This window comes from candidate division WOR-3 bacterium (assembly GCA_039801905.1).
Taxonomy (GTDB): domain Bacteria; phylum Hydrothermota; class Tepidihabitantia; order Tepidihabitantales; family JBDRVQ01; genus JBDRVQ01.
In genome coordinates this window covers 1-22,079 of the sequence record JBDRVQ010000029.1, presented here as the reverse complement: position 1 = coordinate 22,079, position 22,079 = coordinate 1, and the positions used below count along the sequence as shown (strand labels likewise).

22 protein-coding genes are annotated in these 22,079 nt (G+C 44.3%); 14 read left to right on the top strand and 8 right to left on the bottom strand.

Going from position 1 to position 22,079, the window contains the following annotated elements; all coding sequences use genetic code 11:
- The 5 genes from ABIL00_06390 to ABIL00_06370 form a co-directional block, all read left to right on the top strand.
- On the top strand, positions 1–470 hold a 470-nt coding region (locus ABIL00_06390; GenBank protein MEO0110384.1), incomplete at its 5' end, for a hypothetical protein.
- Between the two features lie 71 nt (positions 471–541).
- Positions 542–1,126 carry a TetR/AcrR family transcriptional regulator gene (locus tag ABIL00_06385; GenBank protein MEO0110383.1) on the top strand — a complete coding sequence of 195 codons (585 nt, stop codon included), beginning with the start codon at positions 542–544 and terminating at the stop codon, positions 1,124–1,126.
- The gene (locus ABIL00_06380; protein MEO0110382.1) at positions 1,123–2,517 is read left to right on the top strand and encodes a TolC family protein; all 1,395 of its coding nucleotides are present in this window, start codon (positions 1,123–1,125) and stop codon (positions 2,515–2,517) included. The genes ABIL00_06385 and ABIL00_06380 overlap by 4 nt, the downstream gene beginning before the upstream one ends.
- 9 nt (positions 2,518–2,526) lie before the next feature.
- The gene (locus ABIL00_06375) at positions 2,527–3,423 is read left to right on the top strand and encodes an efflux RND transporter periplasmic adaptor subunit (GenBank protein MEO0110381.1); all 897 of its coding nucleotides are present in this window, start codon (positions 2,527–2,529) and stop codon (positions 3,421–3,423) included.
- On the top strand, positions 3,420–6,464 hold the full coding sequence (locus tag ABIL00_06370; protein ID MEO0110380.1) for an efflux RND transporter permease subunit: 3,045 nt from the start codon (positions 3,420–3,422) through the stop codon (positions 6,462–6,464). Before ABIL00_06375 ends, ABIL00_06370 begins: the two co-directional genes overlap by 4 nt.
- On the opposite strand, the gene ABIL00_06365 is transcribed toward ABIL00_06370, so the two are convergent.
- Both ABIL00_06365 and ABIL00_06360 read right to left on the bottom strand, forming a co-directional pair.
- Positions 6,461–7,339 (bottom strand): isoaspartyl peptidase/L-asparaginase family protein, encoded by an 879-nt coding sequence (locus ABIL00_06365; protein ID MEO0110379.1) that lies wholly within the window; start codon positions 7,337–7,339, stop codon positions 6,461–6,463. The two genes, ABIL00_06370 and ABIL00_06365, sit on opposite strands and share 4 nt — an antisense overlap.
- 4 nt (positions 7,340–7,343) lie before the next feature.
- A complete protein-coding gene (locus ABIL00_06360) occupies positions 7,344–7,595 on the bottom strand; it encodes a hypothetical protein (GenBank protein MEO0110378.1) in 252 nt (83 codons plus the stop codon).
- A 247-nt stretch (positions 7,596–7,842) separates the two neighbouring features.
- Between ABIL00_06360 and ABIL00_06355 the strand changes: the two genes are divergently transcribed.
- The 8 genes from ABIL00_06355 (at position 7,843) to ABIL00_06320 (ending at position 16,028) form a co-directional block, all read left to right on the top strand.
- Positions 7,843–8,955, top strand: coding sequence for an ATP-binding protein (locus ABIL00_06355; protein MEO0110377.1), 1,113 nt, complete (start codon positions 7,843–7,845; stop codon positions 8,953–8,955).
- Positions 8,945–9,367 (top strand): response regulator, encoded by a 423-nt coding sequence (locus ABIL00_06350; GenBank protein MEO0110376.1) that lies wholly within the window; start codon positions 8,945–8,947, stop codon positions 9,365–9,367. The genes ABIL00_06355 and ABIL00_06350 overlap by 11 nt, the downstream gene beginning before the upstream one ends.
- Complete coding sequence (locus ABIL00_06345) at positions 9,357–11,015, top strand: M6 family metalloprotease domain-containing protein (protein ID MEO0110375.1); 1,659 nt, start codon at positions 9,357–9,359, stop codon at positions 11,013–11,015. Before ABIL00_06350 ends, ABIL00_06345 begins: the two co-directional genes overlap by 11 nt.
- The gene (gene fabG / locus ABIL00_06340; protein ID MEO0110374.1) at positions 11,016–11,756 is read left to right on the top strand and encodes a 3-oxoacyl-[acyl-carrier-protein] reductase; all 741 of its coding nucleotides are present in this window, start codon (positions 11,016–11,018) and stop codon (positions 11,754–11,756) included.
- Positions 11,757–11,763: 7 nt separating this feature from the next.
- Complete coding sequence (locus tag ABIL00_06335; protein ID MEO0110373.1) at positions 11,764–13,425, top strand: metallophosphoesterase; 1,662 nt, start codon at positions 11,764–11,766, stop codon at positions 13,423–13,425.
- Between the two features lie 21 nt (positions 13,426–13,446).
- Entirely contained in the window at positions 13,447–13,881 is a 435-nt protein-coding gene (locus ABIL00_06330) for a hypothetical protein (protein MEO0110372.1), read from the top strand.
- Positions 13,882–14,181: 300 nt separating this feature from the next.
- Positions 14,182–14,826, top strand: a complete 645-nt coding sequence (locus ABIL00_06325) for an SdpI family protein (protein ID MEO0110371.1) — start codon at positions 14,182–14,184, stop codon at positions 14,824–14,826.
- 32 nt (positions 14,827–14,858) lie between these two features.
- Positions 14,859–16,028 (top strand): DUF438 domain-containing protein, encoded by a 1,170-nt coding sequence (locus ABIL00_06320; protein ID MEO0110370.1) that lies wholly within the window; start codon positions 14,859–14,861, stop codon positions 16,026–16,028.
- 23 nt (positions 16,029–16,051) lie between these two features.
- Here ABIL00_06320 and ABIL00_06315 read toward each other — a convergent pair whose 3' ends face one another.
- From ABIL00_06315 to asnS, 6 genes are all read right to left on the bottom strand, one after another.
- Positions 16,052–17,275 (bottom strand): pyridoxal phosphate-dependent aminotransferase, encoded by a 1,224-nt coding sequence (locus tag ABIL00_06315; protein MEO0110369.1) that lies wholly within the window; start codon positions 17,273–17,275, stop codon positions 16,052–16,054.
- 11 nt (positions 17,276–17,286) lie between these two features.
- Positions 17,287–19,305 (bottom strand): transketolase, encoded by a 2,019-nt coding sequence (locus ABIL00_06310; GenBank protein MEO0110368.1) that lies wholly within the window; start codon positions 19,303–19,305, stop codon positions 17,287–17,289.
- Between the two features lie 22 nt (positions 19,306–19,327).
- Entirely contained in the window at positions 19,328–19,975 is a 648-nt protein-coding gene (gene fsa / locus ABIL00_06305) for a fructose-6-phosphate aldolase (GenBank protein ID MEO0110367.1), read from the bottom strand.
- 127 nt (positions 19,976–20,102) lie between these two features.
- Positions 20,103–20,306 carry a hypothetical protein gene (locus ABIL00_06300; protein ID MEO0110366.1) on the bottom strand — a complete coding sequence of 68 codons (204 nt, stop codon included), beginning with the start codon at positions 20,304–20,306 and terminating at the stop codon, positions 20,103–20,105.
- Between the two features lies 1 nt (position 20,307).
- Complete coding sequence (locus ABIL00_06295) at positions 20,308–20,562, bottom strand: translation elongation factor-like protein (GenBank protein ID MEO0110365.1); 255 nt, start codon at positions 20,560–20,562, stop codon at positions 20,308–20,310.
- Between the two features lie 8 nt (positions 20,563–20,570).
- Complete coding sequence (gene asnS, locus ABIL00_06290; GenBank protein ID MEO0110364.1) at positions 20,571–21,857, bottom strand: asparagine--tRNA ligase; 1,287 nt, start codon at positions 21,855–21,857, stop codon at positions 20,571–20,573.
- 29 nt (positions 21,858–21,886) lie between these two features.
- On the opposite strand from asnS, the gene ABIL00_06285 reads away from it, so the two are divergent.
- Positions 21,887–22,079, top strand: a 193-nt coding sequence (locus ABIL00_06285) for a hypothetical protein (GenBank protein ID MEO0110363.1), incomplete at its 3' end; no start/stop codon positions are given.

Genomic DNA, 22,079 nt, shown 5'->3' with positions numbered 1-22,079 from the left:
ATTCTTTTGGTGTCGGTAGTTGTGATGTCTATTTAATCAAGACTGATGGAAATGGCAATTTACAATGGTATAAGACATTTGGTGGCTCAGATTATGATTGGGGAACTTCTGTTCAGCAGACCTCTGATGGTGGCTATATCATTGCTGGTGGGACTTATTCTTTTGGTGCTGGTAGTTGTGATGTCTATTTAATCAAGACTGATGGAAGTGGCAATTTACAGTGGTATAAGACATTTGGTGGCTCAGATGAAGATTGGGGAACTTCCGTTCAGCAGACTTCTGATGGTGGCTATATCATTACTGGTGAGACTTATTCTTTTGGTGCCGGTGGGTATGATGTCTATTTAATCAAGACTGATAGAAATGGAAATACTATGGGAATTTCTCCAACTAATCCCAATCAAAAATATCTCAACCGTTCCCAAATTCTCATACCAAAATTCAACCACAAGTTTAACCCAATGCGATAAAGAATACAAAAACTAACCAGACCTTTTCGGATTATAGTTGACTTTTCCCAAATTTTTATTATCATCTTCTTATGAAACTGACCAGTCAGTCAAAAAGAGACTTAATCTTAAAGGCAGCGGAAGGAATCTTCTTAAAGAAAGGTTTCTTCCCCACCCGGGTTGAGGATATCGCCCGGGCGGCTAAAGTGGCTAAGGGTACGGTCTATCTCTATTTTTCGGATAAGGAGAGTATCTACTTGGCTCTTTTCGCCCAAAAGATTGATGAAGGTATCTCTTTTTTAGAAAAGGTGATTAAAAGTAATTACTCGGCAAAAGAGAAGTTAACCCAGATTTTTGACGATTGGCTCGGCCGCTTTGCCCAAAGTGAAGGACTCCCCTCTTTCTTCACCGTGGAAAACATTAATATCGCTGATAAGGTGATTAAGAGAACGAGGAAGGAAATCTTTCCCCGGGTCCGGAAGATGGTCCGGCTGGTGGCTAAAATTATTCAGGAAGGGATAAGGGAAGAGGAATTCCGCCCCCTCGATCCGGAAATTGCCTCCCTCACCTTCCTCCATTTGCTCCATGTCGGTCTTCTCTACCAGGCATTCACAAAGGGTTTGCGGGGAAAAGAAAAATTTATCAAGGAGATATTTTTTAAGGGAGTGGAAAGATGAAGAGAGAGCGGAGAGCGAACTCTTGGTTTCTTTTCCTTTACCTTTTTGGCTTTCGGTTATTAACTGCTGATACCCTTCTCCTCACCTTGGAGAAGTCAATAGCACTCGCCCTCCAGAATAACCGGCTCATCAGTCAAACGAAGGCAAAGATTGAAGAGATGGTTTACCAGAAAGGGATTACCTTCTCTTCTTTCTTGCCGCAGATTAATCTTTCGGGAACCTTCTACCGAACCGACCGGATAAATAAGTTTAATCTCGTTGCTCCCCGCTACGAAAATTTACCCCTGCCGGTAGTGGATCCTTTAACCGGAGAGACAATTGGTTTCACGCCGCCCATTCCTCTAATTGTCGGAGTAGATACCCTGGCTTTAGAATTGGGTGCTCGGAACAATTATCTTTTAAGGGGGACAGTGCAACAGACTCTCTTCACCTGGGGGAAAGTTTGGTACGCCTATCGGATTGCCGGACTCTCCCTCAATCTGGAAAAGGAAGGTTTGAAGGTGGTGGAAGGACAGGTGAAGGTGGCGGTGGTGGAGGGTTTCTATCAGGCATTTTTGGCGCAAAAGATGGTTGATTTATTATTAAAATCTCAGGAACAACTCGAGAGACATTTAAGCCGGGTAAAGATGCTCTACGAAAGAGGTTTAGCCAACCGGCTTGATTTATTAAAGACCGAGGTGAAATTGGCGGAGGTAGCGGTTCAGGTTGCCCGGATGAGAAATAATGCCCAGATGGCTTTAGCTTCTCTCTGCTCCACCCTCGGCTTAGATATCAATACCCCAGTCGTTCTCGCCGCCGAATTAGAGCGGGAGGATTGGTCTTTGAGCGCAGAAGAGGCGATCCAAACCGCTTTGGTGAAAAGGCCAGAGCTCTCCCAATTGCGGGAGGCGATAAAGATTGTCCAATTGACCAAAAGAATTGCCCTCACCGCTAACCTGCCAACTTTTTTTGGTCAACTTAATTACGATTACAAAAACCCAGTCGGTTTTGAGAAGCGCTGGGGAAGTGATTGGAATCTCACCTTGGGCTTCACCCTTCCCTTATTTACCGGGTTTTCTAACCTTAATAAGATAAAACAGGCGCAGGCAAAGGAAAGGCAGGCCCAATTGGCTCTGAAATTGGCTGAAGAGGGGATAAAATTAGAAGTCTTGTCTTTCGTTAATGCCCTTAACCAAGAAAGGGAGAATATCATTGCCCAAGAGAAGAATCTCCAAGTGGCAAGAGAAGCACTCTCTCTGGCGGAAAAGGGATACGAAAGTGGTTTTGTGACCAATCTGGATTATTTGGATTCTTCCCTCAGCCTCTCCCAAAGTGAAATCGCTTACTGGCAATCTCTGGCTAACTACCAAATTATTAAGGCAAAATTGAAAAGGGCAATTGGTGAATTTTAGGAGGGATTTATGGGAAAGAATGGAAAAATCCTTTTTCTCTTTTCTCTCCTTTTTCTTTTCTCTTGTGGTAAAAGGGGAGAAAAAGTGGGGAGGGGTGAATTTATTCCGACCGTCGCGGTGACGGTGGTTGAGAAAAGAAAGGTAACCCGGACCTTACAACTCTTCGGCACCATCTCCGGGGAGGAGCAGGTTATGGTCTTTTCCAAAATCACCGGTCGGGTGACCGAGATTAGAAAGAGGGAAGGTTCGGAAGTGAAAGAAGGTGAGGCGATTGTTTACGTCCTAAATGATATTCCAGGTATGGACTACAAACCAGGTCCGGTCCCTTCTCCCATTTCGGGGGTGGTGGGGAAAATTTATGTGGAAGTTGGTCAACAGGTGGGGCCGACGACTCCCATCGCCAATGTCGCCAACTATTCCCAGAGGGTGAAGATAAAGGCGCCGCTGAGCGACCAGGATTTGAAATTTGTCAAGAAATCGGCTCCGGCACGGATTTCCCTTAGCGCTTATCCTGATACGGCTTTTGAGGGTTGGGTGAGTAATGTCTCGCCCATTTTAGACCCTATTTCCCGAACCGCCACCGTTGAGATCACCATCCCTAATAAAAATAAGAAATTAATTCCCGGGATGGCGGCTAAAATAGTTCTGGTCTTAGAGGAAAAGGAGAATGCCCTCGCTTTACCACGGAATGCCATCTTCTTTGAGGAGAAAAATAAGGTCTTTGTTGTAGAGGATGAGGTCGCCCACTTGAAAGAAGTGGCGGTTGGTCTTATTGGTGATGAGTTGGTGGAAATTACCTCTGGTTTGCGGGAAGGGGAGAAGGTGGTGACCTTAGGGAAGGAGAGGTTGAAGGATGGTGGCAAGGTGAGAGTTGCGGCTCACTGGGGTGAAGGAGGGACAAGATGAGGATTTCGGGAGTAGCAATTCGGCGACCGGTGGCGACCGCAATGGTGGCTCTCGCTTTAATCATCTTCGGTTTGGTGGGTATCACTAAGATGCCCATTGATCTCCTTCCCAATGTCACCCTTCCTGAGATAGTGGTTCTCACCTTCTATCCCGGAGCCGGTCCCTTAGAGGTGGAATCGGAGGTGACAAATCTCTTAGAGGAGAGGTTAGGGAGGGTTGCAAACTTAAGAAAGATCACCTCTCGTTCCCAAGAAGGGCTTTCGGTAATTATTTTGGATTTTGAGTGGGGAACCGATTTGGATGCGGCCTCTTCAGATGTGCGCGACCTTTTAGCTTTGGTAGAACCTTCTTTGCCGACAGAGGCGGGGAAGCCTTATCTCTTAAAACTGAGCACCTCCTTGATGCCCGTTCTTTTTCTTTTTCTTTCGGGCGATATTCCGGAGAGTGAATTGCGGGAGATTGGGGAAGATTGTGCCCGAATGTTGCAAAGGGTACCAGGGGTGGCGATGGTTGATTTGGCAGGAGGAGCAAAAAGGCAGGTGGAAATCGCCCTTGATCTCCGGGCATTGGCGGCCACCGGAATAACTACCGACCAATTTTCTTTGGCTCTAAAAGGACAAAACTTAAACTTCCCAGTGGGAAAAGTTGCCACCAGGGAGGAGCGTTATCTCATCCGATTAATCGGTCAATACGACGACTTAGAAGAGATTCGTAATACCCCAATCGGAAATAAGGGTGGCGTTCCGATCTTGGTCCGTGATGTCGCCGAGGTCTCTTGGGCAGAAGAGGAGAAAGAGTCTTATGTCCGGGTTAATGGGAAAAGTGGTCTTTTTCTCACGGTTCACCGCCGGTCGGATGCCAATACGGTAGTGGTTGCTCAAAAGGTGAGAGAAGAAGTGGCGCGGATAAAGAGTACTTTACCCAGCGGCGTAGATTTGGGGATATTTTGGGACACTTCGGATTTTATCAGACGCTCGGTAAGTAATGTTGTGAGGAATATCATCCTCGGTGGAATTTTGGCAATTTTTGTTTTATTCCTCTTTCTGGGGCGTTTTCAACCAACGATGTTTGTGGCTTTCGCCATACCGATTTCGGTCTTTTTCGCCCTTTTCTTCTTATATACTCTTGGTTTTACGATTAATATCCTTTCTATGGCGGGATTGGCAATTGCGGTAGGAATGGTGGTTGATAACGGGATTGTCGTTTTTGAAGCCATCTTCCGCCACCGGGAATGGGGGGAAGAGCCAATGGGTGCTGCCTATAACGGAACCCAAGAGGTCTCAATGGCTATTACCGCCTCCACTCTAACGACGATTGCCGTCTTTTTGCCTTTATTCTTCCTGCGGGGAGTGATTCAAGTGTTTTTTAAGGAATTATCCTGGGCAATCATCTCATCCCTACTCGCCTCCTTGGGGGTGGCGCTCACCTTAATCCCGATGCTTACCAGCCGGTTTTTGAGATTGGAGGGAGGAAAAGAGGTGAAGTTTTCTAAAAAGATAACTCTCTTCTATCGGAAAATTCTCAACTGGGCAATGAGCCATAGAACTTTGGTTATTATTCTTATTGTCCTGCTCTTTATTATCAGTGTCGCTTTAATCCCATTTCTCGGGATGGAGTTTGTCCCGGAACAGAAAAGGAGATATAGGGAGTTCATCGCGGAGATGCCGGTGGGCACCAGTTTAACCCTTACCAATCAGGCAATCTCGGAGTTGGAAAGATATCTTATGGAAAGATGGTCGGATGCCGTAGAAGGGGTCACCGTGCAAGTGGGAAGCGGAGTGAGTGTTTATTCCGCAATCTTTGGTGGAGGCAGAGTCAATTCCGCTGAGATTAACTTGATTTTGAAAGATAATGCTTGGGAAAAAATGGAAGAGATAGAGAAAGGTTTGCGAGAAAAGGCGGAGGAAATCCCCGGTTTACTGCTCTATTCTGGTGAGGAGAGGGGATTTGGTTCTTTCCTCGGCGGGGCACCAATCCAAATTGAAATTTTTGGTGATGACCTGAAAATTGCCGATTCTTTAACGAAGATAGTGATAAAGACAATTGAGACGATACCTGGAGTTAGTGAGATTAAGTCCACTCGGGAAAGAGGGGAAATGGAAATCCAACTGGTTATTGACCGAGAAAAATCTGCCCTTTATGGTCTTTCTCCTTACCAGATTGGCAGTGCCCTAAGAACCCAGATTGAAGGTCAGGTCGTTACCAAATACCGAATGGCGGGTAAGGAATATGATATAATTTTGAGATTGCCTAAAGAAGAGAGAAAGGAGATTCCGGAAATTTTAGGGATAAACATTAATAGTCCCTTGGGGTCAATTCCCCTCCGAAATTTAGTTCAGACTGTGACCGGGGTAGCTCCCTTAACAATTGAGCATAAGGATAACGAAAGGGTTGTTACCGTAACGGGGAAGGCGGTTGGGCAATCCGCCGGCCGCTTGGCGGGAAAAGTGGGTAAAGCACTTTCCGGTATTACCTTACCCCCCGGCTTTACATTGAAACTATCCGGTTCTTATGAGGAGATGGTAAAATCTTTTCGGGACTTAGGTTTTGCGGTTTTCCTCGCCATTATTCTCGTGTTTATGGTAATGGCAGGCCAATTTGAATCCTTCCGTGATCCTTTCATCATCCTCTTCACCATCCCCCTGGCGGCAATTGGGGTTCTTTGGGCGCTATTCCTCACGGGGACAACCCTTTCTTTAATCTCGGGGATTGGGATGTTGGTTTTGGTTGGAGTGGTGGTGAATAATGGAATTGTTTATATTGACTATGTGAATCAACTACGGCGGCAAAAAGGTATGCCTTTAGAGGAAGCGGTAAAATTTGGCGGCGAGGTGCGGTTGCGTCCTATCTTGATGACCGCCCTCACCACAATTTTTGGGCTTTTACCTTTAGCCTTAAAGATTGGAGAAGGGGCAGAACTTTGGGCACCTCTAGGCCGTTCGGTGATCGGAGGGATGGTCTTCTCAACCTTTTTGACTCTAATTTTTATTCCGGTTCTTTACACCACTTTTGAGAAGAGAATGCACAAAACTAAAGACTAAAATACTTTTATCTCACCCTCTTTACAATAGCCCCAAGGCATCGCTCGGGTGGTAAAGGCGGATCCGATATTTCCTCTTTTGTCAATAGCGATAACTCCCACATCTCTAATCCCTTTGATCGCTAAATTTATCGCTTTTTGGGCTGGATATTTTCTTAACAAATCGCCTACCTTCTTACAAAGGAAAGAACGGATTAACTCTTCCCCCACACCGGTTCCTACTACTGCGCCCTCCGGGCAAGCCCAGGTACCAGCACCATAAATTGGGGTGTCTCCGATCCGGCCCGGTAGTTTACCCGTATAACCGCCAGTAGAGTTGGCAGCCGCGAAACGGCCGTAAGGGTCAAGGGCGATTGCCCCTACAGTACCTAAGGATAGGTATCTTCTTAAGTTTGGGAGGTACCACAATTTTGGCTTTTTCCGGAGGCGGAAAAGCGCCTCTCTCGCTTTTTTAGTATAGGGATTATAAGGGGGGAAACCCCAAAAGCGTGCCAACTTCTTTGCCCCTTCTCCCACAATCAAGAAATGGTTCGTTTCGGTCATTACCTTATAAGCGATATCAATGGGATGTTTTACTCCCTCAATCGCTCCAACCGCGCCGAATCTTCCGTCAGAAGTCATAAGGGAAGCGTCCATTTGCACTTTCCCATCAATTGTTAAAGAAGAGCCCTTTCCACAATTGAAAATAGGATTTTCCTCCATTATCCGAACCGCTTCTAAAACCGCTTTCAAAGCACTATTGGTCCTTTTCAGTTTTGAGTAGCCTGCTTCTAAGGCCTCTTTAATTCCTGCCCTGGCTTTTTCTAAACTCTTCTCTTGCCACCGTCCTGCTCCTCCGTGGATAGCCAAAAGACGAGGAAACCTTTTTCTCTCCATTCTTTTAATCTCTAATGATATAAACTTCTCCTTCCACCCCGAATGGTTTTAACGCTTCCCTAATTTGAGAAGCGGTGATCTCTGGTGGAACATAAATAAGATGGAGGAAGTGGTGGTAGCCATTGCCGGTTAGGGAGTAGAAGAAATTAACCCTTATCCCCATTTCGGTAAGACACTTGGTAGCGGGCTCCGGCCAGGTGGGAGTGGTACCAGGTGGGGTATTTTTTATAATACTTAAAAGAAGGTAAGATTCCATAATCCCTCCCTCTTTTTACCTTTTCAATAATTTATACTAAAAAAAATGAAAAAAGCAAGATAATGATAATTCCTTTTACTTTGACAGGTGATAAAGAAAAAGTTATTCCTATTGACAATTTCCTTTTTCTTACTAAAATACAGAATAATATGACAATTTATGGAAGATCTGAGATTAGAGTCGCCAACCGGCTAAAAGTAAAGTCCGGGAAGGTGGAGAGAGAAACCTTTCTGAGAAGTGAAGAGCAATGAAAGGGCTCAGCGCCGAATTTTATAAAGAGATTTTAGACCTCACAGTTGATGGCGTAGCGATTGTGGAAGGGGATAAGATAGTGTTTCATAATCGCCGTTTAGAGGAGATGACGGGCTACGACGATTCTGAGTTATTAAATATTGACTTTACCCGCTTGTTTTCGGAGGGGAGCTTATCAGTTTTAAATTCCGCCTTAAATGAGCTTAAAATCGCCACTTTTCCCCTCCATTTAGAGGTTAATCTTCTCACTAAGACGAATAGGGAACTGGCTTGTGAAGTTTGGGTTTGTCCTTGGAAGAAGGATAAGGGCAAACTAATTTTTTATTTCCGCGACATAACCTTTTGGAAGGAGATGGAAAAGGGCCAAGCCGAGATTTTAGGCAAGATCTCCCACGAGATCCTTTCTCCCCTGACCACAATCAAAGAGGCAATTAATATTCTAAAAGAGAAGGCGGTTGACAAATTAGAAGAGAATCTCTTCCGTTTTCTCAATCTCGCCTCTGAGGAGGTGGTGAGGTTGGAGCGGATCGCCGGTAATTTGATTGATATGACAAGAATTACCCGGGGTAAACTCTATCCCATTCCGAAAGAGATTAGCATCAAGGAGTTAGTGGAGAAGGCAATAAATAGTCTCCAACTTTTTATCCAAAAAAAGAGGATTAATGTGATAAAAGAAATTCCAAATGATCTCCCTTCTCTCTGTGTTGACCCCGACCAACTCTCTTCGGTCTTAATCAATCTTTTGGACAATGCGGTAAAATTTTCCGAAGAGGGGAAGGAGGTTATTATTAAAGCGACCCTTGTGGGAAAAGAAGATGAGGTTGTGCGCGAAAGAAAGGTAGGGCCCGCAGATAAATATCTTATGGTCTCGGTGAGGGACTTTGGGCCGGGGATTGAGGAAGAGAACCGCGAGAAAATTTTTGAGATGTTTGAACGAGGCGCATTGGCTGAGGTGAGTAAAGGGATTGGCCTCGGTTTGGCAATTGTGAAGGAGTTTATCCATCTCCATAAAGGAGAGATTTGGGTGGAGAGTAAAAAAGGAAGTGGTTCCACTTTCCATTTTCTCATCCCCCTGGTGAAGCCCTGCCGGAAAAAAGATGGACACTGAGAAAAAAAAGAAGAAAATCCTTCTGATTGAAGATGAGGTAAACCTCCAAGAGTTGATAAAATTCCGGTTGGAAGAAGCGGGTTATGAAGTATTAATCGCGGGTGATGGCCTCTCCGGACTCAGTTTAGTCCGTACCCAAAAACCTGATCTCGTCCTTCTTGACCTAATGCTTCCGAAATTGGATGGCTACACCATCTGCCGGCTCTTAAAGATGGATGACGCAACCAGAGGGATTCCCATCGTTATGGTTACCGCCCGCACTATGCCCCAAGACCGGGAGAGAGGTTTGGAGATGGGCGCGGATGCCTATATTACAAAACCTGCAGATTTCACCACCCTCTTGGCGAAGATTGAAGAGTTGACCAAAAAGGAGACGAAAAAGGCAGAATCAACCCCTCCGGATGAAGGATAACCTAAAAATCTATTTTTCTCTTCTCTTTCTCCTTCCTTTCCTCCTTTTTGCTTGTCCCCCGAATCCGTTTCGGAAAGCGGACCTGCCAAAGATAATTTTCCCACCGGGTGTGGAAAAACCCGAGAAGATAAAGAGGATGAAGGTTGCGGTAAGGAAGAATATCGTAATCCTTTGTGATTTTGCCGACAATATCCATACCTATTCCCCTATAGATTTTAACCGCCTCCTTTTTAGGGAAGGGGCTTCTTCTTTAAGGGATTACTACCGAGAGGTTTCTTATGGGAATCTCTCCTTAGAAGGTTTAGTAACCGAATGGCAGAGGATGGATAGGACCTACTCGTTTTATGTAGCCGATTCCTTTGGTGTCTTCCGCGACTTTCCCAATAATTCTCAGGGTTTAATTTATGACTTAATTTCTAAGATTGATCCGGACGTTAATTTCCGGAATTTTGATAATGATGGCGACGGCTATGTTGATTGTCTTATCGTCGTTCATGCTGGACCCGGGGCAGAAGAAACGGGTAATAAAAGGGACTTTTGGTCTCATAAGTGGCAACTTTCCGATAACTCTACGGGTTGTCCCGGTCCTTATTTCACCAATGACGGTGTCTATATTGATGCCTATACTTTGCAACCGGAGAGATTTGCTGATGGCGATTTAATGACAATTGGGGTCTTCGCCCACGAATTCGGGCATATCTTAGGTCTTCCCGACCTTTATGATACTGATTATTCCAGTAATGGTTTAGGTATTTTCTGTCTGATGGCGGCGGGTAGTTGGGCAAGGGAGGATGCGAGTTCTCTTCCCGGGAGTTCACCAGTTCATTTAGTCTCTTGGTGTAAATATCTTTTGGGCTGGCTTAATCCGGATTCTTTACAGAAGGGGTATTTAGAAGAAAAAGCGAATGCTACTTTATCAGCAATCTGCGATTTCCCTTCTGCCTATCGCCTTTTAGAAAATCCCTTTGGGGTTGATTGGTCATGGGAAAATCCCGGTACCGGCGAATACTTTTTAGTGGAAAATCGCTACCGGAGGGGATTTGATAAAGGACTTCCTGGTTCCGGCCTTTTAATTTTGCACATTGACGAAACAAGAAGGGGAAATGATAACGAAAGAGCCCCTCTGGTAGGCATCCTCCGACCTGGGAAAATTGGTTTTTCTCTCCCTTCCTATTCTTGGGGGGAAGAGAGTGATTTATGGAAAAACGATACCACCGGTTTTACCGAATGGACGATACCCAATTCTAATTTCTATTCCGGTCTGCCTTCTGGTGTTCGGGTGAGAAATATCTCTTCTCCGGGTGAGGTGATGAGTGTCGATTTAGCAATTACCCCGGTCTTCTTGGGGAAGGTTTACGCCTATCCCAACCCTTTCCTCAAAGGGGATAATAAAGAGTTAAAAATTTATTACTGCCCTTCGGATACGGAAAGGATGAGAGAAAGGCCGCCCTTTAAGGTTCATATTTATACTCTTGCCGGCGAACATATAAAGACGGTTGATGGGGTAGCAGAGAGGAGAGTTGCTTATTGGGACTTGAAAAATTCTCAGGGGAAAGAGGTTGCGGGCGGTCTCTATCTCTACGTTATTGAAATCGCAACGGATGGGAGGAAGGAAAGACAGCGAGGTTTTTTTAGTGTGGTGAAGTAGATGTTTAATTTTAAAGGGAAAAGGATAATTGTCACTGGTGCTGGTTCCGGCATCGGCAAGGCGATTGCTAAGAAATTTGCGGAATTTGGCGGGATAATTGCGGTCTGCGATATTAATCCCGAAGCGGCAAACCTTACCTTAAAAGAGATAGAAATCGTGGGTGGTAAAGGTTTAGCCTATCCCATTGATGTTAGTAATTTTCAAGAAGTGGAAAGATTGGTTGACCAGATTGAAAAGAGTTTTGGGGGGATTGAGATTTTGGTGAATAATGCCGGAATTACTCGGGACAGCCTTTTATTAAAAATGAAGGAGGAGGATTTTGATAAGGTGATTGCGGTGAACTTGAAAGGGACATTTAACTTTACCCGGGCGGTTTTGAAATATCTCCTTAAAAGGAGATGGGGGAGGATAATTAACGTCTCTTCGGTGATTGGGGAGATGGGTAATCCCGGACAAGCGAATTATGCCGCAGCGAAAGCGGGGATTATTGGGTTTACCAAATCAGTGGCGAAGGAGGTTGCTTCCCGAAATATCACGGTTAATTGTATTGCCCCGGGCTTCATTCTGACGCCGATGACCGATTCTTTACCTTCAGAGATTAAAGAAAGATACATTAAGAATATCCCTCTTGGTCGACCGGGTATGCCCGAGGAGGTAGCAAATCTCTGCCTCTTTTTAGCCTCCGATTTTGCCGATTATATCACTGGCCAAGTAATCCGGATTGACGGTGGGATGTTCTAAAGAAAAAATGAAAAATAGAAAAAGAAAAATCCTTTTCCTCTTTTTTCTTTCATATTTTTCTCCCCTCTCTGCCTTCAAGTTTTGCGTATTGGGAGATAGAACCCCTCTCTCTTCTCCAGAAACATTTGAGACGGTTCTAAATGAGATAAGGGTTTTAAAACCCGATTTTATCATTCACTTGGGGAATCTCATCAAAAAGGGAATTAAGGATACCACCCTCTTAAAGAAGGAATGGGAGAATGTCCAGAGGATTTTTTCCCAATTGGGCATCCCTTATCATCTTTGCCCCGGAAGTGAAGATATCTGGGATGAGAAGTCGGAAGAGATCTTTTTGAGATATTTTTCTAAGACCTACTACTCCTTCAACTATGAGAACTGCCATTTTGTGATCTTAGATTTTTCCCGTTTTCCTAAATACTCCGATGTGCCCAAAGAGATGATTGACTGGTTGAGGGAAGATTTATCGCTCTTTCGGCGGGCAAGATACACTTTCGTTTTTGCTCATCGTTCCTACTGGCGCCTCTTAAAAGAGAGATGGGGTCTTCACAAAGTCCTTTCCCAATTGGGGGTTGACTATTTTCTTTCTGCCCATGATTGTTTTTATACCTACCACAAGATGGACAGCATAAGGTATCTTCAAGTTGGTCCGACCGGCGCCAAATTGAAAGAGGAGACCGAAGAGAAAAGGGGAGGTTTCCCTAACTATCTCTTAGTAGAAGTTGATAAGAAGAGGGTGAATATCTCGGTAATCAAGCCGGGTTCAATCTTTGCCCCGGAGGTTTTTAGCCTAAAAGAGATAGAAGAGGAAAGTTTGACAAAAGAGCGCATCATCATCTCCCCTTTTAGTAAAAGGAGTCCGGAGGTGAATGTCTCCTTAGAAAATCCCTATTCTTATGAGATAAAAGGGGAGATAAGATGGGAAGGTTACTCTTGGGATATCTCCCCACCTAAAGCCAAGTTTTACCTCTCACCCAAGAGTAAAGGTTTTTTCCCTTTCTCCTTTTCCTTAAAAGGGGAAATCTTTCCCCTCCCCGAGTTAATCTTCTCTTATGAGAGAGAAGGGAAGGAAGAGGTGATTAAAAAGTTACTCCCCTTAAAAAGGGAAATTTCCGCCGGTAGAATTACCCCAAAGATTGATGGCGAATTGAAGGAATGGCGGGGAGGTATTGACCAATTTGGTGATGAAAGGGGGAATAAGGCAAAATTGCACTCAACTTTATTCTTAGGTTACGATTCCTCCAATTTATATTTCGCTCTCCTAAATTACGAAAAGAGAATAAAAGCCCGGATGCGGGAAAGGGATGGATTCATCAAAGAAGATGATTTCGTTTCAATTTTTCTCAGTCCCAAGCCGGAAACCATCTATGAAGTCTCCTTTAATCCTCTTGGCTTTATTTCAGATTCTCGGTATATTAAAGAAAAGGGTAAATACCGAAAGAGGGAATGGAACGGAAAGTATGAGGTAAAGACACTCATCGGTGAAAAGTATTGGCAGGTGGAAATTTCTTTCCCCTTGCTTAATTTTAATACGGAAGAAGAGGTAAGAGAGATTGGTTTTAACTTTTATCGCTATTCCCCAGATGATTCCCTATTCTTATTTTTCCAACCTCCAATCTCAGGAAAATATGAGCCGGGGGAGGGGAATTTAGGGGTATTGTTATTAAAATAGGCTCTTAAAAATTAACCGGATATGAAGCGATTTTTTGCTATCTTCCTTTCCCTTTTACTAATCGGGATGGTCACCTCCTGGGTAATAAGACTTCTTTTCCCTTCGGACCGGGAGGCTATCTTGCGCTTAATAGAAAAGGGAAGGGAGGCGATAGAAGAGGAAGATATGAAAACCTTAAGCGAGATTTTATCCCTTGATTACCTTGATGCCTGGGGGCATAACTATCACCGCCTCCTATCCCTTTTTCGAAGAAATTTTCAGGTATACGATGATATAAGGGTATTTTTACCTTTTCGGAAGGTAGCGATAGAAAAACCATTTGCTAAGTGTAGCCTCTATGTTCGGATTTCGGGGAAAGAGAGGAGTTATGGAGAAGAGTTAATTTATGCCTCACCTCTTGTTATATACCTAATAAAGGAGAATAGCAAGTGGTATGTAATCTCCGCTTCTGAGTAAAATAAAAAGAGGGGTAAAAACCCCTCTTTTTTATCTCCAGAAGTGCCAGAATTAAATTCGGCACCCCCTTAGCACTGAGAGACCCTACTTACAGAAAGCAAAAAACGTGCCAAGCCGATTAAAAAATAAGTTATTAAAAATCAATGACTTAAAAAATTGAAAAGTCTTCCCTTCTTATTGAAGTGCCAATTTTTTTGGCGTTAATGCCAATTTTTTTGGCATCTCAACTCCTCAAATCTGAGTGGAATCCGATGGTTAGATGACGGTTGACTTTTTAGGAAATTACTATTAAAATTTCCTATGCGCTTCAGGATGGTAATAACTTTGGTAATTGTCCTAATCTCTTTTATTATCGGCCTTCTCTTTTATCCCAGAATGCCGGAGAAGATGGCTTCCCATTGGAACATTAGAGATGAAGTTGATGGTTATATTTCACGTTTCTGGGGCATTCTTTTGATGCCTCTCATCTCCCTTGGTCTCTTCTTTCTCTCTTTAATCATCCCAATAATTGACCCATTAAGGGAGAATATTAAGAAATTCTTAAAATATTTTGACCTCTTTATTATCTTCCTCTTTATCTTCTTATTTTACCTTTATCTTCTAACTTTACTCTGGAATTTGGGGGCAAGATTTCCGATGTCAAAGATGCTCATTCCGGGATTTTCTCTCCTTTTCTTTTATTGTGGGGTTTTGGTGGAAAATGCCAAAAGAAATTGGTTTATTGGCATCAGAACCCCCTGGACTTTAAGTAACGAGTTCGTTTGGGATAAGACCCATAAAATTGGCGGCAAGTTATTTAAGATCGCAGGCATTTTTACCCTTTTTGGTCTTCTCTTCCCTTTCTATGCCTTTTACTTTGTGATTATCCCAATTCTTTTTGTTACTTTCTTTACCATCGTATATTCCTATTTTATCTATCAAAAGTTAGGGGAAGCTAAATCATAAGATGTCTAACCAAAGGAGAAAAGGAGAGGTTTATGGACTATATAATCAGCAGGGAAAGAAGGGAGAAATTAAAAGAACTTTTTCGGCAATTGCATAAAGGGAAAAGTATAGAAGAACTGAAACGAGAATTTGCTCCGCTCTTAAAGGAAATCAGTGCCGAAGATATCGCCCGGGTAGAGGAGGAACTGATTAAAGAAGGCTTACCCCGGGAGAAAATCCAAGAGGTCTGCGATCTTCATCTGGCAGTGGTGAAAGAGAGAATAGAAGAGAGACGCGAGGTTCCCGTGGAGCATCCAATCGGCACTTTGTTGGTGGAACACGAGATGATGCTCAATATGGCAAAGAGGTTAAAGGAATTGGTGGCAAAAGAGATAAAAGAGGAAGAAGAGAAGGAGTTAGAAGGTATCGCCCATCACTTTAAGGATTCCGAGAAGCACTATTTAAGGGAAGAGAATGTCTTATTCCCTTATTTAGAGAAACACGGTATAACCGAGCCACCAAAGGTGATGTGGGCAGAACACGATAAAATAAGAGAGGCGAAGAAGGAGTTCTATAACGCCCTGGAAAGGAAAGATGGGAAGAGATTGGAGTCGGTAGCCGATAAAATCTTAGAACTCCTAAATAGCCATTTCTATAAGGAGAATAATATCCTCTTTCCTACCGCCTTAAAGGTGATTAGCGAAAAGGAGTTCTCAGAGATTAAGAAAGGGTTTGCCGAAATTGGCTATTGCTGTTTCACCCCCGTGAGGGAAGAAAAGAAATTAGAAGAAGGAGAGGTTAAGGAAGCGGTGGCGGGAGTTGTTGCCTTTGAGACGGGAAAGTTAAATCTGGAGGAGTTAGAGGCAATTCTCAATACCGTACCCTTTGATATCACCTTTGTTGATAGAAGCGATACGGTGCGCTTCTTTAACCAGAGTAAAGAAAGGATATTCGTTCGGACGAAGGCAATAATTGGGCGAAAAGTTCAGCAGTGCCATCCACCAAAGAGTATCCATATTGTGGAGAAAATTCTTTCCGCTTTTAAGGAAGGGGAGCGGGATGTGGCGGAATTCTGGATTCCCCTCGGGGAGAAACTAGTTCACATTCGGTATTTTGCGGTTCGGGATAAAGAAGGAAAATATTTAGGGACCATAGAAGTGACCCAGGATATCACCGAGATAAAAAAGATTGAAGGCGAAAAAAGGCTATTAGATTGGGATTAGAAAAGCAGAAGGAAAAATCTTTCTTACTTTTTCTTCTTACTTAAATACTCTTCAATTCTTCTTAAGGCTTCTTTAATATTCTCAATGGAGTTGGCGTAAGAGAAACGGAGAAAACCCTTACCGTATTTACCGAAACAAGTTCCTGCCAAACAGGCAACACCGGCCTCGGTTAAAAGGCCATCGGCTAATTCCCGAAAGTCAATTCCGGTCCCTTCCACATTGGGAAAGACATAAAAGGCACCCAAGGGTTTTTTTACCCGAAACCCTTTGATATTATTTAAACCTTCAACAATCACATCTCGCCTTCTCTGGAATTCCTGGCGCATCTTTTCTGGCTCATCTTGTGGTCCGGCTAAGGCTTCCAGGCAGGCGCGTTGGATAAAGGTGGCGGTGCAGGAGTTGACATTGGTTTCAATCCGGGCAATCTCCTGGGCTAAAACCGGGGGCATTATTCCATAACCAATCCGCCAGCCGGTCATAGCATAGGTCTTAGAGAAACCATCTAAGATAATTGTCCGCTCCCTCATCCCGGGAAACTGGGCAATGGAAGTGAACTTCTCTTCGTAGATAATTCGGGAATAGACCTCATCGGAAAGGACCCAGCAGTTCTCACAAGAGGCTAAAATTTCCGCAATCTCTTTTAAGTAGGACTCACTGGCAACACTACCACAAGGGTTATGGGGAAAGTTTAAGATGACAAGCCTCGTCTTTTTTGTCAGTTTTCGCTTTAACTCTTTTGGGTCGGGTAAGAAATCGTTCTTCTCCCTTAAAACCAGTGGTACATATACCCCGCCCATATACCTAATCATTGATTCATAAATGGGAAAGCCGGGGTCAACGCATAAGACCTCATCCCCATCCTCAATAATCGCCATCATAGCAAAGGACATTATCGGCTTCGCACCGGGGGTGACAACCACTTCTTCCATTTCAAATTTCATTCCCCTTAGTTCGCCTGCCTTTTCCGCGATTAACTTCCGAAGTTCGGGTAAGCCAGCAGAAGGTCCGTAATGGGTATAACCTTCGTCTAAGGCTCTTTTTGCCGCCTCTTTTATATTCTTTGGAGTATCAAAATCCGGTTCGCCAATCTCTAAATGGATAACACTTTTCCCTTCGGCTTCCAACTGGCGCGCTTTCACTAAGACATCAAAGGCGGTCTCAGTCCCTAAACATTCCATGCGCCAGGATAACTCGGGGAAGCATTTTATCTTTCTTACTCTTTTTATTCTCTTGGCCAACTTTGGCATTTTACCTCCTCTTACTTTTTAGTGAAGTCATATAATTCTTTTGCCTTAGCGGCGATGTGCTCGCCCGAGACTTCAAACTCCCACATCAATTCCCATGGGGCACCGGATTCTCCAAACCGGTCTTTCACCCCGATGTAGTCAAGAATCACTTTTTTGCCGTATAATTCTCGGGCGGAAGCCACCACCGCGGCTACCCGATTGGCTAAACCGCCAATCTGATGCTCTTCGGCGGTAACGATAATTCCGGTTTCTAAGGCGGCGCGGATGATTGCCTCACGGTTGATTGGTTTTAGGGTATGGAGATTAATCACCCTCGTCTCAATACCGTATTCTTCTTTTAAGATCCAAGCCGCCCGACAGGCTTCAGGCACCATCGGTCCGCAGGCGATAATGGTTAGGTCTTCATTTTCGTTTTTATAATCTTTTGCCAAATAAATATCAAAGGCATCCAAAAATTTCTCTTTCTCTTGGCGGTAACGATAGACATTGGGCTCGTTCCAAATAAAAGGGGTATCATCTCTCGTCACAATCGGCGTCGCCTCACGCGCAAACCTGATATACTTTGGCCCTTTAATCTCAAAGAGCATATACTTCGTCGCTTTCTTCGTTTCTAAGGCATCGCAAGGAACGCAGACATGCATATTGGGCAGACCACAAATCTGGAATAGGTCTTCCAATGCCTGGTGGGTAGCACCATCCGGACCAACCGAGACACCACCGTGGGCACCAGCGATGAAGACATTGAAATTGCCGTAGCAGACCGTAGTTCTTAATTGGTCAAGATTTCTCGCCGCGGCAAATGTGCCGTAGGTCCCGAAGACGGGTAAGAAACCTTCTTTGGCTAAACCAGCGGCTAATGCGGTTCCGGATTGTTCGGCAATTCCCACTTCAATCCATCTCTTCTTTCTTTCCGGTTTATTTTTGTAAAAATGGGAGATGGTTATGGAGTCGGAAATGTCCGCTCCGATACAGACAATCCGTTCATCGTCGCCACATTCCGCTAACGCCTCACCAAAACCAAACCTTGTCGCCTTCATCTCCACTCTCATTATCGGGAGGCGATTCCAAAAGTAGTCTTTTTTCTCAAATTTCGGCACCTTTGCCATCAACTTTTTTGTCGCCTCTTTCTGGTACTCTTCCGCTTTGATGAATAATGCCTTCACATCAATTTTCGTATCCAACCCCAATTCCTTTAAACCTTTCCACATCTCATCAACGGAAGGTGCCTTGCCGTGCCAGCCGGCAACATTTTCCATAAAGGAGACACCCTTCCCTTTTACTGTGTGGGCAATAATTAAGACTGGCTTTCCCTTAATCTTCTTCGCCTCTTCAAATGCCCAAAGGATCTGTTCCATGTTATGGCCATCAATCTCTAATACCTCCCAGTGGAAGGCGTGAAATTTATCTTTTACCGGATCAATATTCATCACCTCTTCTACCCAACCGTCAATCTGGAGTCGGTTCTTGTCTAAGATTGAGACCAGATTATCAAGTTTGAAATGGCCCGCTTCCATCACTGCTTCCCAGATATTTCCTTCTTGAAATTCGCCATCCCCGTTTAAGACATAAACTCGGTAGTCCTTTCCTTTTAACTTTCCGGCATAGGCGATACCAACTCCGATTGATAAGCCTTGACCCAAGGAACCAGTTGATGCTTCAACCCCAGGTAGTTTCAACCAATGGGGATGTCCCTGGTAGGGGGCATAGAGTTTTCTTAACCTTACTACATCTTCCACCGGGAAAAATCCTGCCATTCCTAAACCCAGATAGAGAGAGGGTGCTTTATGACCGGTTGACCAGATTATCCGGTCGCGGTCTTCCCAAAATGGGTTTTTGGGATCGTGCCGGGCAACCGAAAGGTATAACGCCGCGGTGATGTCCATAATGGATAGGGTACCACCGGAGTGACCACTTCCCGCCGCTGCTAAGGCGACCAAGTTGAGGCCCCGCATATAATTGGCGGCTTCTTTTAATTCTTCCACGGTATAAGTTTTAATTACCTTTCCGGTCTTGGAATCAATGATGGGCACACTTCCTCCTTAAAAATTAATTTTATTTTGGAATCTTTTGGTAATCTTCATAAAATTTCTTTATCCCGATGTCGGTTAGGGGATGTTTCACTAAGAGGGAGATAACGGAAAATGGGCAGGTGGCGATGTGCGCACCCATCCGCGCCGCCTCTACAAAATGGAGGGGATTGCGGATACTGGCGACAATCACCTCGGTTTTGAAGTTATAATTCTCATAGATTTGGACGATATCGCCCACAATCTCCATTCCGAAATGGGAGATATCATCAAGCCTGCCGACAAAGGGGGAAACAAAAGTGGCACCCGCTTTCGCCGCCAGAACCGCCTGGCTCGGGGAAAAGACTAAGGTCATATTGGTCTTAATCTTCTCTTGGGAGAGAATCTTTACCGCCTTTAATCCTTCTGGGGTGCAAGGGATTTTTATTGTGATATTCTTCGGGTTGAATTTTACCAACTCTTTTGCCTCTTTCACCATCCCGGAGGAATCTTGGCTTATCACCTCAACCGAGATTGGACCATCTACCAATTCCGCAATCTCTTTTATACATTCCTCAAATTTCTTTCCAGTTTTGGCAATAAGGGTGGGGTTGGTGGTGACACCATCCAAAATTCCCCAAGTGTGGACCTCTTTGATTTCTTTGATATCGGCGGAGTCAATGAAGATTTTCATAAAAGACCTCCTCCCTTTTCGGGGAAAAATCCAACCTTAATTGCTTTATTTCCTTCTCCATTTCTTATTATAAGAGAAGGAGAAAAGGAAGTCAAATCAATTTTTGGCAAGAGAAAAAAGAGAAAGATTAGGCGAGGGGAGAAGATAATCCTCCTTCTTCCTTACTTCCTTCTTTTAGTTCATCACTCGGGCTTAAATTTTCTTCTTCCCTTGGTAAACTGGCAGGTTCCGGAGAAAGATTCTCCCTCGCTTCCTTCTTTTTCTTTCTCCGTTTCCATTTTAAGCGGATGAGAAATCTTTTTCTCTTCTGTTTGCTTTTGGTCCGTGCCATATTAAGGAATTACTTTATAAACGATATCTTTCTCGTGACACTTCTGTTCTACCTTTAGACCGATAACCTCACCTTTCTTCGCAGTTTGAATCTGTTGGTGTTCAATCTGCATGGAAGTTACCGATTGCTGGAAATCGGTGGTGTGCCCTTTGATGTGAATCGTATCGCCAACCGACAAGGGCTCATCAGTGATCTCCACAATCGCCACCCCAATCTTTGAATAATAGTGGGTAATAACTCCAACCTTTAACTCCATATCCCCTCCTATGGGTAAACCCTTTCCAGCATCCTCGGGAAAGGGATGGTTTCTCGGACATGGTGGACTTTACAGAGCCAAGCCACGGTCCTTTCAATCCCCAGACCGAAACCGGAATGGGGAAAACTACCATATCTCCTTATATCCAAATACCAGGCAAAGGCTTCTTTGGGAAGTTTATACTCTTCAATCCTCTTCTCCAATTCAACCAAATCGTCTTCTCTCTCTCCCCCACCCACAATTTCTCCGTAGCCCTCGGGTGCCAGGATATCAACGGAAAGGGAGAGTCTTGGGTCTTTTTTATCTCTCTTCATATAAAAAGCCTTACACTGATGGGGATAATGGTGAATCATCACCGGATTATCAAAACTTTCCGAAATCACTGTCTCCTCATCGCCGCCGAAATCTTCCCCCCACTTTATTGGTTTCCCTTTCTCCTCTAAGATTTTGAGAGCGGATTCATAAGTGATTCGGGGAAATGGTTTTTTCACCCCTTCCAATTTTTTTATCTCCCTTCCTAAAACCTCTAATTCCACTTTTCGCTTACTTAAGACCCTTTCTATAATATAGATAAGCATATCCTCAGCAAGTTCCATAATCCCAGCCAAATCCATAAAGGCAACCTCTGGTTCAATCTGCCAGAATTCAGTGAGATGTCTTCTCGTTTTTGATTTCTCGGCGCGGAAAGTGGGACCAAAGCAGTAGACCTTACCGAAGGCAGCCGCGGCTGGTTCGTTATAAAGTTGACCACTCTGAGAGAGGTAGACCTTCTCGCCAAAATAGTCAACGGAAAATAAAGTCGTAGTCCCTTCGCAGGAAGTCGGAGTGAAGATTGGGGCATCAACCAGGGTGAATCCCCTTTCGTTGAGAAAATCCCGCGCCGCGGAAATCACCTCGGAGCGAATCCGAATAATTGCCCAGGGGCGGCGGGAACGGAGCCAGAGGTGGCGGTTTTCTAAAAGAAAATCAATCCCGTGCTCCTTTTTCCCAATAGGATAATCATTTGCCCTATGAATTAACTTTAATTCCTTAGCCACAATCTCGTAACCACCGGGTGCGCGACTATCCTTCCGTACCGTTCCGGTTAAGATGACCGAACTCTCTTGGGGGATAGAATCGGCCAATTGAAAGACTTCCGGGGAGACCTGGTCGGCGGTGAACACGGATTGGATTATTCCGGTACCGTCCCGGACCAAAACGAAACGGACCTTTCCCGAGGAGCGCCGGTTATAAACCCAACCCTTGATCACCACTTCCCTATTTTCCCATTTACCAATCTCTTCAATATAAGGCATATCCTTCAATTTTATACCGATTTTTTTCTTTGTCAAGAATAACGGCAAACATCACTAATGCCTCCCCACCAAAATCTCTACCCCATTTTCTAATGCGGATCCGTTCTCCAATCCCTCCCCTGAGATATATTCAAATTATGTGGAAAATTGAAAGAGGAGTTATATTTGATTATAATAAAAGGCGGGTGCCACCAAAATCAGCACCCGCCAAAGGAGACACAC